Origin of the sequence: Chryseobacterium sp. POE27, assembly GCF_039727685.1 — a bacterium.
Lineage (GTDB): Bacteria > Bacteroidota > Bacteroidia > Flavobacteriales > Weeksellaceae > Chryseobacterium.
In genome coordinates this window covers 3,550,232-3,566,626 of the sequence record NZ_CP152475.1, presented here as the reverse complement: position 1 = coordinate 3,566,626, position 16,395 = coordinate 3,550,232, and the positions used below count along the sequence as shown (strand labels likewise).

Annotated in this window: 13 protein-coding genes and 2 pseudogenes; 6 read left to right on the top strand and 9 right to left on the bottom strand. The window is 35.6% G+C overall.

Going from position 1 to position 16,395, the window contains the following annotated elements:
* The first annotated feature begins 342 nt into the window (after window positions 1–342).
* Entirely contained in the window at window positions 343–984 is a 642-nt protein-coding gene (locus tag AAHI02_RS17110; RefSeq protein ID WP_346984271.1) for an acetyltransferase, read from the top strand.
* A gap of 120 nt (window positions 985–1,104) precedes the next feature.
* Here the strand turns inward: AAHI02_RS17110 and mtaB are convergent, their stop codons facing one another.
* The 5 genes from mtaB to AAHI02_RS17085 form a co-directional block, all read right to left on the bottom strand.
* Window positions 1,105–2,451 (bottom strand): tRNA (N(6)-L-threonylcarbamoyladenosine(37)-C(2))-methylthiotransferase MtaB, encoded by a 1,347-nt coding sequence (gene mtaB, locus AAHI02_RS17105; protein WP_346984270.1) that lies wholly within the window; start codon window positions 2,449–2,451, stop codon window positions 1,105–1,107.
* Window positions 2,452–2,520: 69 nt separating this feature from the next.
* Window positions 2,521–3,108 (bottom strand): DUF1572 domain-containing protein, encoded by a 588-nt coding sequence (locus AAHI02_RS17100; RefSeq protein ID WP_346984269.1) that lies wholly within the window; start codon window positions 3,106–3,108, stop codon window positions 2,521–2,523.
* A 149-nt stretch (window positions 3,109–3,257) separates the two neighbouring features.
* Window positions 3,258–5,351 carry a gliding motility-associated C-terminal domain-containing protein gene (locus AAHI02_RS17095; RefSeq protein ID WP_346984268.1) on the bottom strand — a complete coding sequence of 698 codons (2,094 nt, stop codon included), beginning with the start codon at window positions 5,349–5,351 and terminating at the stop codon, window positions 3,258–3,260.
* A gap of 132 nt (window positions 5,352–5,483) precedes the next feature.
* Window positions 5,484–6,125, bottom strand: a complete 642-nt coding sequence (locus AAHI02_RS17090; protein ID WP_346984267.1) for a hypothetical protein — start codon at window positions 6,123–6,125, stop codon at window positions 5,484–5,486.
* Window positions 6,091–6,282, bottom strand: a complete 192-nt coding sequence (locus tag AAHI02_RS17085) for a hypothetical protein (protein WP_346984266.1) — start codon at window positions 6,280–6,282, stop codon at window positions 6,091–6,093. The genes AAHI02_RS17090 and AAHI02_RS17085 overlap by 35 nt, the downstream gene beginning before the upstream one ends.
* 198 nt (window positions 6,283–6,480) lie before the next feature.
* On the opposite strand from AAHI02_RS17085, the gene glgP reads away from it, so the two are divergent.
* Window positions 6,481–8,145, top strand: a complete 1,665-nt coding sequence (glgP, locus tag AAHI02_RS17080) for an alpha-glucan family phosphorylase (RefSeq protein ID WP_346984265.1) — start codon at window positions 6,481–6,483, stop codon at window positions 8,143–8,145.
* 39 nt (window positions 8,146–8,184) lie between these two features.
* Here the strand turns inward: glgP and AAHI02_RS17075 are convergent, their stop codons facing one another.
* Window positions 8,185–8,376, bottom strand: coding sequence for a DUF6496 domain-containing protein (locus AAHI02_RS17075; protein WP_042722934.1), 192 nt, complete (start codon window positions 8,374–8,376; stop codon window positions 8,185–8,187).
* Window positions 8,377–8,388: 12 nt separating this feature from the next.
* Entirely contained in the window at window positions 8,389–8,862 is a 474-nt protein-coding gene (locus AAHI02_RS17070) for a hypothetical protein (RefSeq protein WP_346984264.1), read from the bottom strand.
* Window positions 8,863–8,980: 118 nt separating this feature from the next.
* On the opposite strand from AAHI02_RS17070, the pseudogene AAHI02_RS17065 reads away from it, so the two are divergent.
* Window positions 8,981–11,111, top strand: a pseudogene (locus AAHI02_RS17065) (S9 family peptidase).
* Between the two features lie 63 nt (window positions 11,112–11,174).
* Here the strand turns inward: AAHI02_RS17065 and AAHI02_RS17060 are convergent.
* Window positions 11,175–11,453, bottom strand: a complete 279-nt coding sequence (locus AAHI02_RS17060) for a type II toxin-antitoxin system RelE/ParE family toxin (protein ID WP_346984263.1) — start codon at window positions 11,451–11,453, stop codon at window positions 11,175–11,177.
* Window positions 11,454–11,455: 2 nt separating this feature from the next.
* Window positions 11,456–11,719: a DUF2281 domain-containing protein gene (locus tag AAHI02_RS17055; RefSeq protein ID WP_042721829.1), complete on the bottom strand. Its 264-nt coding sequence runs from the start codon at window positions 11,717–11,719 to the stop codon at window positions 11,456–11,458.
* 65 nt (window positions 11,720–11,784) lie between these two features.
* On the opposite strand from AAHI02_RS17055, the pseudogene AAHI02_RS17050 reads away from it, so the two are divergent.
* From AAHI02_RS17050 to AAHI02_RS17040, 3 genes and pseudogenes are all read left to right on the top strand, one after another.
* Window positions 11,785–13,441, top strand: a pseudogene (locus AAHI02_RS17050) (peptide MFS transporter).
* Window positions 13,442–13,574: 133 nt separating this feature from the next.
* A complete protein-coding gene (locus AAHI02_RS17045) occupies window positions 13,575–15,329 on the top strand; it encodes a peptide MFS transporter (RefSeq protein ID WP_346984262.1) in 1,755 nt (584 codons plus the stop codon).
* A gap of 61 nt (window positions 15,330–15,390) precedes the next feature.
* Window positions 15,391–16,377, top strand: a complete 987-nt coding sequence (locus tag AAHI02_RS17040) for a PDDEXK nuclease domain-containing protein (protein WP_346984261.1) — start codon at window positions 15,391–15,393, stop codon at window positions 16,375–16,377.
* Window positions 16,378–16,395 lie beyond the last annotated feature (18 nt).

Genomic DNA, 16,395 nt, shown 5'->3' with positions numbered 1-16,395 from the left:
TATTATTTTTCTATCAAAGATAAAGATTATAAAAGACTTGAATGGTCTGATTATTGAGAATCAAATGGTCTTTTGATCTCAATTTTAATACATTTGTCCCAAGATATGCATTTGAATAATCTTAAGTATTTTGTTTATTTATAAATTTTACAAAATATCAATTATAACATTATAAAATTCTTATTTATTTATCAATCAATTTATAAAATTCTTCAATTCTATAAAATCATAAAATAATTTTAATTCATGAATATTATTTTGTGAATTTTTATGACAATAATTTTTCAAGCAATACGTAAATTTGGACGTTGGTTATGTCAGAAGAAAAAACAAAATAAAAATATGATAAAATTTGACAACAAAATTTTAATTGTCGGAGCAAGTGGTTTTGGAAAGGAAGTGCTCATGTGCTTAACTGATTGTATTGCGGGAACAGGCTTAAAAATTGAAGAAATAGCATGCTTTTTGGAAACCGAAGAATTTTATGAAAAGACAAAAACCGTTCATGGTATTTCTGTAATTACGGATGATCAATTTGACCCAGCCGATTATCATGTAGTCGTTGCAATTGGGGACCCTAAAATCCGGAAAAAAGCAGTTGAAAAACTTCCAAAAGAAACAAAATATACCACAATAGTACATCCATCTGCAATAATTTCTGAATACGTTGAAATTGGAGAAGGAAGTATAATCACTGCAGGAACGATTGTTACAACAGATATTACAATCGGTAAACATGCTCATTTAAACCTGCATACAACAATCGGGCATGATTGTAAAATCGGAGATTATTTTACGACTGCACCCGCAACGAATATTAGCGGACTTTGTGAAATCGGAGATAACGTTTATTTTGGAACAAATTCATCCATAAGACAAGGAATAAAAGTCTGCGATAATGTAACGATTGGCATGGGTGGCATTGTAGTTAAAGATATACGTGAAGAGGGAGTTTACATTGGAAGCCCCGTTAAAAAATTATAAAAATAAAATGATAGCCAACAAGAGTTAAACGACAATAGGGACTATACGTCCCTATTGTAATTTAGTTCAAAATTATTAATTATATTAAGATAAACCTGTTGCTTTGCAAAGCAATAATCATCACAACTTTTCCAAAAATCTCTCAAAAGAAGACCGCACAGAAACCGTGCCATCTGACAGTATTTTTTCTAAGTTCAGGAGTTCAATCTGATTAACAGATGCGGCATCAAAATCCTTCTGTACTCTCACATAGTTTTCTGTGAAGCCAAACATTTTTCCGTCTTTGTTTTCGTGTTCCCAAAGTACAGGAAGTGTTTTTCCGAGCTGTGTCTGGTAAAATGCCATCTTTTTCTTTTCAGAAAGAATTCTGAGCATTTTGTTACGTTTTTTTCTTTCAGGAATAGGAACTATGTCTTCCATATCGGCAGCTTCGGTATTTTCTCTTTCAGAATAAGTAAAAACATGCAGATACGTAATAGGAAGTTCATTAAGGAAATTATAAGTTTCCATAAACAACTCTTCTGTTTCACCAGGAAAACCGACGATCACATCGACCCCAATAGCCGCATCAGGCATCACCTCACGGATTTTAGCAACTCTATCTTTATATAATTTCGTAAGATAACGACGCTTCATTTTTTTCAGAAGATCATCACTTCCGGATTGTAGCGGAATATGAAAATGCGGAACAAAGCTTCTGCTCCTTGAAACCAGTTCTATACTTTCATCTTTCAGAAGATTAGGCTCGATGGAAGATATCCGGATTCTTTCTATTCCTTCTACTTTGTCGAGCTCAGAAATTAAATCTAAGAAAGTATGTTCATGTCTCTTATTTCCGAATTCGCCTTTACCGTAATCGCCAATATTTACTCCCGTAAGAACAATTTCTTTAATATCTTTCTGGGAAATTTCTCTGGCATTTTTAAGAACATTTTCAATGGTATCGGAACGCGAAATTCCTCTTGCTAAGGGAATCGTACAGTAAGTACATTTATAATCACAACCATCCTGAACCTTAAGAAAAGCTCTTGTTCTGTCACCAATCGAATAACTCCCTATAAAGAAATCCGTTTCCTCAATTTCGCAGGAATGGACAATGCCTTCGTTTTCAGATTTTTCAAGATCATCAAGATAACTCAGAATATTGAATTTTTCTTTAGCTCCAAGAACTAGATCAACCCCTTCAATCTGTGAGATTTCTTCTGGTTTCAGCTGTGCATAGCATCCGACAATTACCACAAGACCTTCCGGATTGGCTTTCATTGCTCTTTTTACATGCAGTTTACATTCGCGGTCGGCATTTTCCGTTACGGAGCAGGTATTAATCACATAGATATTTGCTTTTTCATCAAAACTTACCTTCTCATATCCTGCATCAGTTAATTGACGGGCAATGGTAGATGTTTCCGCAAAATTTAATTTGCAGCCTAAGGTATGAAATGCGGCAGTTCTATGAAATTGAGACATTTATTGATCGTGAATTTTGTGGGGGCAAAGATAATCAATTTAATATAAATTGTAAATCGATTGAGTCTATTATTTAAATTCATCCCTGACTTCAGGGCTGCTCTGGAAGCATACAGGTGAAGAATTTGAAGCAATATGATCCTCAATAAACTTTGTTTTCATCTGAGAATTGAACTCATCCGATTTATTCCTTGCAATAGAAAGAGTTTTCCAGTCATCATTTTTCATCATTTTGGCAATATATACGATCTGCCCTATATGATACGGATAATGTGCCAGCTGACGCAAGACCGCATCCAATACCGTATGCGCTTCGTTTCTGATATAAATAATGGAGTGTAAATTTTCATTATTAATCTGATTCAATGCATCAAAAAGACATTTCCAGCCGGCTTCCCAATACTGTAGTACTTCATCTTTTGTGGAAAATGTATTGACAAATTCTTCATCACGTTTACGATCGGGCTTCTCTCCGTCTGATGTTAAGAAATCAGTCCATCTTGAAAGCATATTTCCTGCAATATGTTTTACAATAACGGCTATAGAATTGCTTTCTTCATTAAACTGCCAGAAAATCTGATCTTCGGAAAGCTGTAAAAAAGATTTGTCGCCCAAGGTTTTGTAATATTCAAAACGTTTTATGAATAGATCTTTCATATCTGAAAATTTAAATCTAATATAAAAATAAACAGGCAAAAAACCTTCTTAACCAGACAATAGATCTTCTTAACTAAACAAAAACCTTCGTAACTAAGCTAAAAATGTATATATAAAAAAACTGCCACTTTCGCGGCAGTTTACATGTACTAATCTCTGTTTTTCACCATTACCCAACCGGAATATTTGATTAGAGTATTCTTTTTATCGTTTTCATTCCAGGTTACCGAGTACCAGTAGGTGCCGGTAGGAACTTTTTTCCCGTCCATGGTTCCGTTCCATTTGTAGCCTCTGAGCTTGTCTGCCTGAAATACTTTATTGCCGTATCTGTCAAAAATATTAAATACCAGATTCTGTTTATTTCCCAGTGCAGAATAATCAATCACGTCATTCACCCCGTCACCGTTCGGAGTAATTACATTCACCAGATTCGGAACAACAATCGTGATGGTAATCGGGTCACAATCATAAGCATCTTTAAGAAAAACATGATTATCACCTCTCGGCATATTGGTAAACACATTAGATTCCTGCCAGTTGATGCCATCCGTAGAATATTGGTAAGGAGCCTGTCCTCCTGAAGCATTTACGGTTACTGTATTATTGGTAATATCCACGGAAGAAATCACGGGTTGTTCGGATGGGTATATAGTTACTGTTTGCCGTGTTATACAACTGCCTGTCTTCAATTTCACCCAGTAAGTTCCTACGCCAACATTAGATATTGTCTGTGTAGTGGCCCCGGTGCTCCATTCGTAGGAGGTAAAGCCTGGTCCTGCATCAAGTGTTGTTTTGTCTTCCATACAAATGGTTTTGTCTTTCAGAACATCAGAATATACAGGCGGAATGACAATCAGATTGACTTTTGCGATGGCATAACAGCCATTTCCGTCAGTTACTTTTATAAAAGCAGCTCCGTTTGACGAAATATAATTTGCAAAAAGCAGAATAGGATTGGTATTATTCTGTGCATCAGCCAAGGAAGGAAAATATGTTTTCGTTCCTGTCTGGGTGGTAACCGGTGCTGTTGTAAGATTAAACAAAGCCGTTGAAGGGTTAGATTCAATAAAACAAGATCTTAAAGTTGCTTCGGTAACAACCACCTGAGGGTAGAATTTCAGGGTAATCTGTGCCGTACCCACGCAGCCGTACTGAGAAGTAATTTTCACATATACAATTCCTTCGGCAGAAACGAATGTATCAGCATTGGTAATTGGATTAACCCCGGCATTAAGATCACTCATGGTATGGTAATACTGTTTTACAGCATTGGGATCTGAGAATACTGCCGCAGTGGTAAGATTAAAAGTCGCGGTACCTGCATTATTGTTATTACAGCTGTAAAGCGTGACATTCGTTCCGGTAATATTTCCTTGTTTAAACTTAAATGCGCCTACCTGCCTGCATAAATTGATCGGGTTATTGGGATCTGCGGGATCCTGATAATGAATACTGTAATAATAGGTTGCCGTCATGCTCACCGTCTGTGGTGTAAGAATAGGACTTGCTCCTGAAAGCGCATCATTCTGAGAGGTATGATAGGTAATCTGGAAATTGGAATTTCCGTTCAGAATACCCGCCGATAAGGTGCTGAAATCGAAAATTGCCGGATTCTGGCAGATAATAATTTCTCTAGGATCTGCAGGATTTGCTGCAGGAGCTCCTGGCGGGGTGAATGGCTGCGTCTGAATATTTGGATTGGTAAACGGAGATGCGAGTGTGGCCGTTCCGCCCCACGTAAGTGAAAATGGAGCTGTCACGGGATTGAAAACATCCACCCAGTTATCTATGTATAAATAATAGGTCTGCCCCGGCAAAACATCAAGATACCTACAGTAAGGCGTAAGAGAACCTCCCGCTGCACTGGTGATCGTACTCGTCATATTCAGTCCGGTTGAAGCTCCAACCCCTATTACTGTAGCTGCGTTGCATCGTATAGGCGCTCCCAGACTCCCACAGGTAGCGTTGGGGCCATATACTGCCCAGTCGTAATCTGCATCCGGATCACTCGGAACCAGATTAAAAGTAAGCGTTCCGCCGGTTGCAATGGTAATTTTGTACCAGATCGAATTGTGTTCGCCGCTTATAAGACATCCGCCCAGATTTTCATTGGTCGCACCAATCCCTGATGGAGAGTATGTAATGTTCGAATTTCCGCAAACTGAAAGTGCAGTGGAGCAATCGGCCTGGGAAAAAAGATTTTTCGATAATAAAAGGAGAAAAAAGAGTAAATATTTCTTCATGCTTTTCAATTTGGTTATTATTCAGTGAGATAACTTTGTGAATACCAAATATAAACATTTCACATCAATTATATCAAATTTATTTAATATAATTCATTAAAAATCAAAAAATAATAAAGCATTCTCAACGAATCATTTTATACTTGTAATATTTCCACAAAGGTTTTCGAGATGAAAAATTTTATGAAACGGACTTTTGACCTGATGCAGATGTTCTTTGTCCTGAATAAATGTGTAGCGGGAAGCAATAGAATTCATATCCGAAACAATCACCAGCCAGCATTCGTCTACAGAAGTGTCGTAATAAGGAAACTTTTCGTTCTTTTTTTCGATGAGTTCAACAATTTTTTCAGAGCAGAGTTCGTCAAATAGATTCATGTTGTACTCGTGGGTAATGAAAACATTTCTTCTGTGAAAAGATTTTCTTATACTTTTTACACAGCCGAGCGGTTTTCCGCGTTTGATACTTTTATAGATATTTAAAATAATTTCCTGCTGATTTTCGAGCGTATCGGGACGTATATTTGAGTGGAATTCTAAAAAATAAACACCACGATATTTCGTAGTGTCTTCCTGTTCCAATAATATTTCTGCCTGACGGAAAATTTTGTTTAAACTGCTTTCAATCTTTTTCATTTCAAGATGATTGATCACTTCGGTCAATTCAATTCCGATCTTTTTGTCGTTGAATTTCGCGATGAAGTCGGGACTTTCGCAGGTTAAATCTTCAAATTTAACTTCAGGAAAATGATGCATGAAAGAATTGAGGAGCAATATCTCTGACTTTTTTCTTGTATTTTTCACGGTCATGAAGCGGAGATTCGTCTATTTTACGGTGATATTTCTCAATCGGCTTTTTTTTCAAATGTCGATTAAGATAATATAAGCTTAGATTTTTAATTAAATCTTCATCAGAAAATGCCTTTTTCATGTGCTTGCTTTTTATCGTTATAGAACACATAAAACTTTCGGTTTCATGTCATGAAGTTTTGATTATCAAAAATTTACACTTAAAGATAAATAAAAAATCAATGCTAATATTTTTTTAAAAATAATTTATCCAATAATTAACATATAGTTTACTTTCATATTTAATACCTTTGGCTTTTCAAATATAAAACTGTGATGCATGGATTTTAGAAACTTTACAATGCCGTTCGGCATTAATCCCAAATATTCTAAAAAAGTAGCTTATTTTTCAATGGAATTTGCCATAGAGCAGGTTTTAAAAATATATTCCGGAGGTCTCGGATTTTTAGCAGGTTCTCATATGAGGAGCGCTTATAATCTGAAACAGGATCTCATCGGAATCGGTATTCTCTGGAAATTCGGATATTATGACCAGGCGAGAAATCATGATCAGACATTGCAACCTGTCTGGACAAAAAAAATGTACAGTTTCCTTGAGGATACGGGAATAAAATTCCAGATTGAAATCCATAGTGCGCCGGTTTGGGTAAAGGTATGGTATCTTGATCCTGAAATCTTTCATACAGCACCCATGTTTTTACTGTCTACGGACGTTCCCGAAAATGATCATGTATCAAAAACGATCTGCCACAAACTGTATGATGGCAACGAGTCTACCAAACTGGCTCAGTATATTCTTTTGGGAAAAGGCGGGGCAAAACTGCTGGATGAAATGAATGTGGAGAGAGACATTTATCATCTCAATGAAGCTCACGGATTACCTGCCGCATTTCATTTACTTAAAAAATACAACGGAAATCTGAACAGAGTAAAAGAAAAACTGGTTTTCACAACCCACACCCCGGAAGAGGCAGGAAATGAAAAACATAATCTGAGACTTTGCTATGATATGTCGTATTTTTCAGGCTTCAGCATGGAAGATGTTAAAAAAATTGAAGGATCTCCCGACGACCGCTTCAACCATTCGCTCTGCGCCCTGAAAATGGCTCATATTGCCAACGGTGTTTCAAAGCTTCACGGCGATGTTTCGAGAGCAATGTGGAGTAAATATGAAGGAATCTGTAAAATCACTTCCATCACCAACGCACAGGAATTCAAATACTGGTCGGATAAAATACTCTACAACGCAAAAGATGTAAATGACGAAACCATTTTCGACTACCGCAAAAAACATTTAAAGAAAAGATTATTCAATATCGTTGCTGATCAAACCGGAAATCTTTTTAACCCCAATATTTTTACCATTGTCTGGGCAAGAAGATTCGCAGGTTACAAACGGGCAGACCTTCTTTTGCAGGATAAGGAAAGATTCTACAAACTGCTGAATCACCCTAAATATCCTGTACAGATCATATGGGCTGGAAAGCCTTACCCGATGGATTATTCTGCAATTTCTATTTTTAATTCCCTGGTGGAAGAGAGTAAAAACAATAAAAATATGGCGGTGCTTACAGGATACGAGCTTTCACTAAGTAAATCTCTAAAGCAAGGCTCTGATCTTTGGTTGAATAATCCCAGAGTTCCGAGGGAAGCTTCGGGAACATCAGGAATGACAGCAGCGATGAACGGCTCTATCAATCTTTCCACGGATGATGGATGGATCCCGGAATTTGCAAAACACGGAGAAAATTCTTTCGTGGTTTCGAAAGGCGATTACGAGAACATGAGTATCTATGAACAGGATAATTATGATATGAATAAGCTATACGAAATTCTTGAAAATGAAATTCTTCCTGCTTATTATGATAATCCGAATAAATGGAGAAAAATACAGTACAATTCTATGAATGACGTGAAGGATCAGTTCAACAGTGACCGAATGGCAGATGAATATTATCAGATTCTTTATAATTATGAAGGATAAAATAAAAAGCCGGCCTGAAAATTTTCAGGCCGGCTTTTATTAATCTTTTTTCTTTTTTTCTTTAGGTACTTTCAAACCTTTTTCTCTCGCTTCAGAAATACCTATGGCAACTGCCTGTTTTCTGCTTTTCACTTTTTCTCCGGAAGAAGATTTCAGTTTTCCTTCCTTGAATTCGTGCATTACTTTTTCTACTTTGTCCTGAGCTTTTTCTGAATATTTAGTCTTGCTCATAATATAAGATTTTTAAGATTTTGGTACTGAAACTCCTATTTCATACACTTTTGCGTGCTTCAGATATTTTGACCGTTCTCTCGAAGTTACCGATTCAAAATGATCATTTTTAATGACAACAATCGGGTCTTCAGCATTTTCGATTTCAAAACTCGCGATATACCGTTCATCAGGTGGAGATTGTTGCAGTTTTGCTTTTATTTTCTGTAATTCGTCTGCATAATCTTTAAAACCAGGATCTGAAGAGTGAATAAACTTGTATTCTTTGCCGGCATCTACAAAATAATGTAGCTTTTTATCAAGCAATTTGGCTTCATCACAGATTTCAGGATTATCATTTCCATCCTTAAAACCTACTTCTACCAATTCCCCATTTTTTTTCTGAGCATATTCTTCAGCATCGTTATAGCTTGGAAATCCGGTATATACAATTTTATCTTCAAGTTCATATCGGTTCAGTTTTTGATCGTAAGCATTCGTTTCCATAATTATTATATGATTTGATTATTAATCTTAATATTCAATTCTTTTGCCAAAGGTTAGGTTTTAAATGCTTTTTTTGCCATTCATAAAATTGTTATATTTGAGATCTTTAAAATTCAAAATGAAAAGATTCATATTAACACTTACCCTGGCGGTTGCATTTCAAAATTTGGCTGCACAGGAAATCACTTTAGACAAAATATATTCAGGATACTACCGGGGAAAAGGCATTGCCGGTATTACTTCCATGAAAAACGGTGAGAATTATTTAGTTATTGAACAGGGAGGAATCGCCAAATATTCTTACAAAACTTCACAAAAAGAAGGAAATATTGTGGACGGTCGGTTTGAAAGCTATGAGTTTTCTGATGATGAGTCTAAAATCCTTCTGCTAAAAGAAAGCGAGCCTATTTACAGACATTCTTTTCTTGGGAAATTTGAGGTTAAAGATTTAAAATCAGGAAAAACAGTTGCTTTAAATGAAGGAAAATTTGTACAGGAACCTAGATTTTCGCCTGATGCTACAAAGGTTGCTTTTATTGCTGAGAATAATTTATTTTACCAGGATTTAAATTCAGGAAAAATTACGCAGATTACGACTGACGGCAAAAAAAATTCAATTATCAACGGGCTTGCAGACTGGGTTTATGAAGAAGAATTCGGACATGCAAGACAGTACGAATGGACAAAAAATTCTGATGCGATCGTTTTTGTAAAATCAGACGAAAGTGAGGTTCCGGAAATTTACATTCCGATTTATGGAAAAACGCTTTACCCATCTGAAATGCGCTACAAATATCCTAAAGCAGGAGAAAAAAATTCTAAGGTTTCGGCAGAGCTGTACCGTATTGACAATGGAAAAACCATTTCTTTAAATTTAAGCTCATTTAAAAACTATTATATTCCAAACGTTATTCAGACCGCAAAAGCTGACGAAATTGTTTTGATTACTTCCCAAAGAATTCAAAATGCTTCTGATGTTCTGAAAGTAAATACCAAAACAGGTTCTGTCCAGAAATTGTTCACCGAAACGGACGACAAATGGATTGACACCGACAGTCCGACATTGGAATTTTTAGAGGATGATTCTTTCCTTTGGGGTTCAGAGAGAGATGGCAACCGTCATCTATACTGGTACGATAAAGACGGAAAGTTGAAAAAAACAGGTTACCAAAGGAAACTGGGAAGTAACCGATTATTACGGTTATAATCCAAAATCAAAAGAAATTTATGTTCAGACAACAGAAAAAGGGAGCATCAATAAAGTGGTTTCGAAAGTAAACATCGAAAACGGAAAATCTCAGCTCATTTCAAATGCAGAAGGGAATAATTCCGCAAGTTTCAGCAAAAATTACAATTACTTTATTGAAACATCATCTACCGCTTCAAAGCCTTATACATTTGTTTTAAAAGACGGAAACGGAAAGTTGGTAAAAGAACTTCAAAACAATGATGCCCAGCTTCAAAAACTGAAAGCAGATAATTTTGTGGAAAAAGAATTTATGACCATTCCAAACGAAGCCGGAGATCAGATGAATGCGTGGATCATCAAGCCTAAAAACTTTGATAAAAACAAAAAATATCCGCTGTTTATGTTCCAATATTCAGGACCGGGTTCTCAGCAGGTTGCCAATTCATGGGATAATGGAAATGCTTTATGGTTTGAAATGCTGGCCCAAAAAGGATACATCATCGCTTGTGTAGACGGTCGCGGAACAGGCTATAAAGGAGCTAAATTCAAGAAAGTAACGTACATGAATTTAGGAAAATATGAGATTGAAGATCAGATTGCAGCGGCAAAATGGTTTGGAAATCAATCTTATATTGACAAATCCAGAATCGGGATGTTTGGATGGAGCTTTGGAGGTTATATGACCAGCTTGGCCATGACGAAAGGTGCAGACGTTTTCAAAATGGGGATTGCCGTAGCGCCCGTTACCAACTGGAGATATTACGATTCGGTATATACAGAAAGATTCTTAAGAACTCCACAGGAAAATCCGGAGGGATACGACAAAAATTCACCAACTGAATACGCCAATTTATTGAAAGGAAAATTCTTATTAATCCACGGAACTGCTGATGACAACGTGCATTTCCAAAATTCCATGGAATTTTCAGAAGCATTGATTCAGAACAAAAAACAGTTTGATTTTATGGCTTATCCTGATAAAAACCACGGAATTTACGGGGGCCAGACAAGACCGCAGCTGTATCAGAAAATGACTGATTTTATCTTGGAGAATTTGTAATTTTGAATTAAAATTTAAGCTAAAAAAAATCCGAATCTTCAATGTAGATTCGGATTTTTATTATTAATAGAAATGAAAACTTCGATTATCAATAATCGTTACAAGAAAAATTTTATCATTTATTTCCTGATATATTAAAGAATTATTTTCATCAATAATGCACTTTCTCAAATTCAGAATTTTAGATTTTGGACAAATCGCAACGTGATTTTTCAGATTATCAATTAATTTATTAAAATGATTTTCAAATCTTTCAATTTCTTTAATTGTCCAGTTTTCAAACAAATAATCAATTACCTTTAAATAATTCCTTAGAGTTTCTTCAGACCAAATAATTTCCATTATTATTTCTTCGAAGTAATATAATCTTTGATTTTCTTTTGAGCAGATTCATGACTTAAAGTTCTGTCGTTTTGTATGTCATCAACTCCTTTTTTTATTGATTCTCTCTGAGGTTCAGATAAAATTCCTGACCAATCGTCTCCATTTGTTCTGGTGTATTTTGTCTTCAAGAAATCAATAAAATCATTCACTTCCTCATAAAAATTTTCAGGAAGCGTTCTGATATTATTTTCTAAATCTTTCAGTGTAATTTCCATTTTTTTCATCTTATTTTATTCAAAGTTAATAAATTTTAAAATTCTATATTTGTAAAATTTGAAATTTATCAACTATGAAGACTAAACATCCTAAGGGACTGCCTTTCCTCTTCTTTACGGAAATGTGGGAACGTTTCGGCTACTATTTAATTCTAGGAATTTTTTGTACTCTACGCGATCGAACCCACCGGTATAAAAGGTGGCCTTGGACTTCCAGACAAAACTGCAGACGATATTTTCGGAACCTATATTGCGTTGACGTATTTAACGCCTTTTATCGGAGGCTTTCTGGCAGACCGTATTTTAGGATATATCAAATCCATTTATCTTGGAGGGATTTTAATGGCAGCCGGATATATAGGAATGGGTGTTTTTAAAGATCTTACGTTGTTTTATTCTTCTCTAGCATTAATTATTATCGGAAATGGTTTCTTTAAACCTACTATTTCTACATTGTTGGGTAATTTATATTCTGAAGAACCTTATAAAGCGAATAAAGATTCCGGATATAATATTTTCTATATGGGAATTAATATCGGGGCGTTTATCTGTAATATTATTGCCGCATTTATGCGAAACAAATTTGGCTGGGGCGAAGCCTTCATCACTGCCGGAGTCGGAATGCTTGTGGGATTAATTATTTTTACCATCGGGAGAAAGCATTACATCCATGCAGCTCAAATGAAGCCCGTGCAGGAAGGCGATACAAAGCTTTCTGAAATATTGCTTAAGGTATTCGTTCCTGCCATTATTGCCGGAGTTATCGGATGGATTATTCCTGGAAATATTTTTGGAAGCGACAGTACAGATGCTTTCATTTTTGCCTGTATTCCTGTTATTTTCTTTTATGCTTCTCTTTATTTTAAAGCAAAACCGGAAGAAAAATCTTCTATTGGAGCTTTATTATCTGTCTTTATGATCAGTATGTTTTTCTGGGCAGTTTTCAAGCAGAACGGAACGGCTTTAACGAGATGGGCCAATTATTATACGGACCGAAGCGTTCCTGCTTCTATGGAAAAACCTTTGGAGGATATTTATATGGTTGAACGAAAAAACTATGAAGATAAAGAAGTTCCCGTATATAATGATCAGTATCAATCTCAAAAAGATAAGGATGGAAAAACCATCAAAACAATAGGAAAAGATATTTATTTCAACAATATTTCAGATTTAGACCGCAAAGCTTTAGGAGGGACTGGTCCAAATGAAGTTTACCTGTACAATACAGAATTATTTCAGTCTATCAATCCGTTTTGGGTAATTGCCTTAACACCGGTTGTCGTAGGCTTTTGGGCTTTTTTAAGAAGACGGGGTAAAGAGCCTCTAACTCCAACCAAAATTGTTTTGGGATTATTCATTTCAGCATTATCATGTCTTGTAATGGTTCTGGCAGTCTGGGCGGGAGATAACGGAGCCGTTAAAGTTTCACCATGGTGGCTCGTTGCGAGCTATGGTGTGATTACAGTCGGGGAATTATGCCTTTCTCCAATGGGACTTTCTTTTGTCTCCAAACTTTCTCCTGCGAGAATTACGGCTTTGATGATGGGCGGATTTTTCCTGGCCAATTCTGTAGGAAATAAACTTTCAGGGATTCTGGCGAGCACATGGTATAGTTATGACAATAAAATGAATTACTTCCTTGTTAATTTTGCTTTATTGATATTTGCTACTCTTTTAGGTTTATCAATGCTAAAAAGATTGAACAAAATAATGAAAGAAAAAGGTCACTGATTCTTGCTAAAATAAAGAAAATCGAGCTGCAGAATGATTCTGCGGCTTTTTTTGTTTAATTATAAAATTAAAACCTTGTTGAAAACACAAAAAAAACTATATTTGTCAGTCTTAACAAAAATTAACAATAAAAATGGATAATATTGAAGCATTAAATCCGAAAGCGGATGAATTTGTAGAGAATAAAGGTTCCAGACATCCAAAAGGATTATGGGTTCTTTTTGGAACCGAAATGTGGGAGCGTTTCAATTTTTATGGGATGAGAGCTCTTTTGACGCTTTTCATGGTAAATTCCTTATTAATAAAAGAAGCTGATGCAGCAATCATCTATGGTGGATTTTTAGCCTTGTGTTATCTTACTCCGCTTTTAGGAGGTTTTATAGCTGATAAATATATTGGTAATAGAAACGCCATTCTCATTGGTGGGTCTTTAATGGCAATCGGTCAGTTTTTACTTTTCATAAGTGCATCGACATTTTCAGGAAGTCTGGATAGTGCTAAAATGATCATGTGGCTTGCATTATTCGTTATTATTTTCGGTAACGGATTTTTTAAGCCAAACATTTCCTCAATGGTAGGAAGCCTTTATCCAAAACAGGAAAAATCTAAATTGGACTCTGCTTTTACGATTTTCTATATGGGAATCAACATCGGAGCATTTTTAGGTCAGTTTATCTGTCCGTACGTAGGAGACGTAAAAGATTCTGCAACGGGAGTAAGAGATATTTTTGCTTTCAAATGGGGATTTTTAGCAGCTTCAATTGCCATGGTAATCGGTACCATTACATTCTTTATTCTTAAAAATAAATACGTGGTAACACCGGAAGGAAGACCTATCGGTGGATTACCTAAACATAATACAAGTGCAGATTTTGAAGAAGGTGAAACTCAGACTGCTAAATTCTCAGGAGCAGCTTTGGGAATCACAGGAGGATTGTTTGTTATATTATTTTTTATCTTCAGATATTTACTGGTTGGGGAATTCGGATTCAAAGCAGTAGAAATGGGGCAGTTAATTAAAGGTATTATTTATCCTTTCATTTATGCGGCCGGTATTTCCCTGGCATTTTTAATCATGAGTTCTGCCGAAAACAAAGTAGAAAAACAGAGAATCTGGGTAATCTATATCGTATCATTCTTTATCATTTTCTTTTGGGCAGCCTTTGAACAGGCGGGATCTTCATTAACATTTATTGCGGATAACCAGACCGACAGAAATATCTTAGGATGGAATATGCCACCTTCGATGGTTCAGATTTTCAACGGTATTTTTGTTGTATTACTGGCAGTTCCTTTCAGTTTATGCTGGGATAAATTACGCGCAAAAGGAAAAGAACCGGTTTCTCCTATGAAACAGGCAATGGGGCTTGCTTTGATTGCTTTAAGTTATTTCATCATTGCCCACAATGTAAAAGATCTTGGTAATTCAGGATTATTGGCAATCAAATGGTTAATGCTTTTATATTTCATCCAGACTTGTGGTGAACTTTGCTTATCACCTATTGGATTATCATTGGTTGGAAAATTAGCGCCGAAAAGATTTGCGTCATTATTATATGGAGTATTCTTCATTTCTAATGCTGCAGGTTATGCATTAGCAGGTTCTTTAGGAGCATTAATTCCTGCTACAGGAGACAAATTTACCAAAGCTCAGGAAATCGGAGTAAATCTTCAGGATGTTTTAGATAAAAAGGTTACGCTGAATGCAGATCAGGTAGCCGCTTTTGAAAAGGCACAATTACCTTTGGAAAACCCTACTTTTGTAGGATTTGAAATCCATAATTTATTCGAATTCTTTATGGTATTCGTGGTTCTTTGTGGTATTGCCGCTGTAATTTTAGCTTTAATTTCACCAATCTTAAAGAAAATGATGCACGGAGTAAATTAATCTGTATCAAATAAAATATATTGTAAACCTCTGCCAAGTCGGAGGTTTTTTTTATTTTCGTATGATGGAAATTTCCGAAGATTCTTTATTTCAATCGGTAAAAGAGATTATTACCCAGTCGCGCGAAAAAGTTTTTCGGATAGCGAATTCTACCCTGTTGCTTACTTATTGGCAGATCGGAAAATTAATTATTGAAGACGAACAGAAAGGAAAAGAACGCGCCGAGTACGGAAAATATACATTGAAAAATCTTTCTAAAAAATTAACGCTGGAATTTGGAAAAGGATTTGATTATACGAATCTTTCCAATATGCGTAAATTTTACATCGCATTTCCAATTGTTGACACATTGTCTCAACAATTGAGTTGGTCTCATTACAGACTGCTTTCAATGCAAGATAATATAGAAAAAAGAACTTATTATCTGAATGAATCTGTACAAAATAACTGGAATGTAAGGGATCTAAAAAGACAAATCAATTCTCTAGCATACGAAAGAGTTTTAAAGCATAAAAAAACTACAGGTGAAACCATTCACAATATTTTAAAAGACCCCTACATTTTTGAGTTTCTGGGACTTAAAACTGACGAAAAAAATTCCGAAAAAGATATTGAAACAGCCATTATAGATCATATTCAAAAGTTTCTGCTAGAATTCGGGAAAGGTTTTGCCTTTGTAGCAAGACAACAACACATTTCTACCGACACTTCAGATTTTTATATTGATCTTGTTTTCTATAATTACATTTTAAAATGTTTCGTCATTATTGATTTAAAAACCGGTGAACTTTCCCATCAGGATATCGGACAAATCGATATGTATGTAAGAATGTACGACGACTTGAAACGTGGCGAAGGCGACAATCCAACTATCGGGATTTTGCTTTGTTCAGAAAAAGATGAAACCATTGTAAAATATTCTATTCTTAATGATAAAAACAATCTTTTTGCGAGCAAATATCTTCCTACAGAAGAAGAATTAAAACAAATCATCGGTCAGGACAGAATACGTTTTGAGCTGGGTCAGGATGATAATAAAAACCTTTAATTAAAAATCAATCATAAC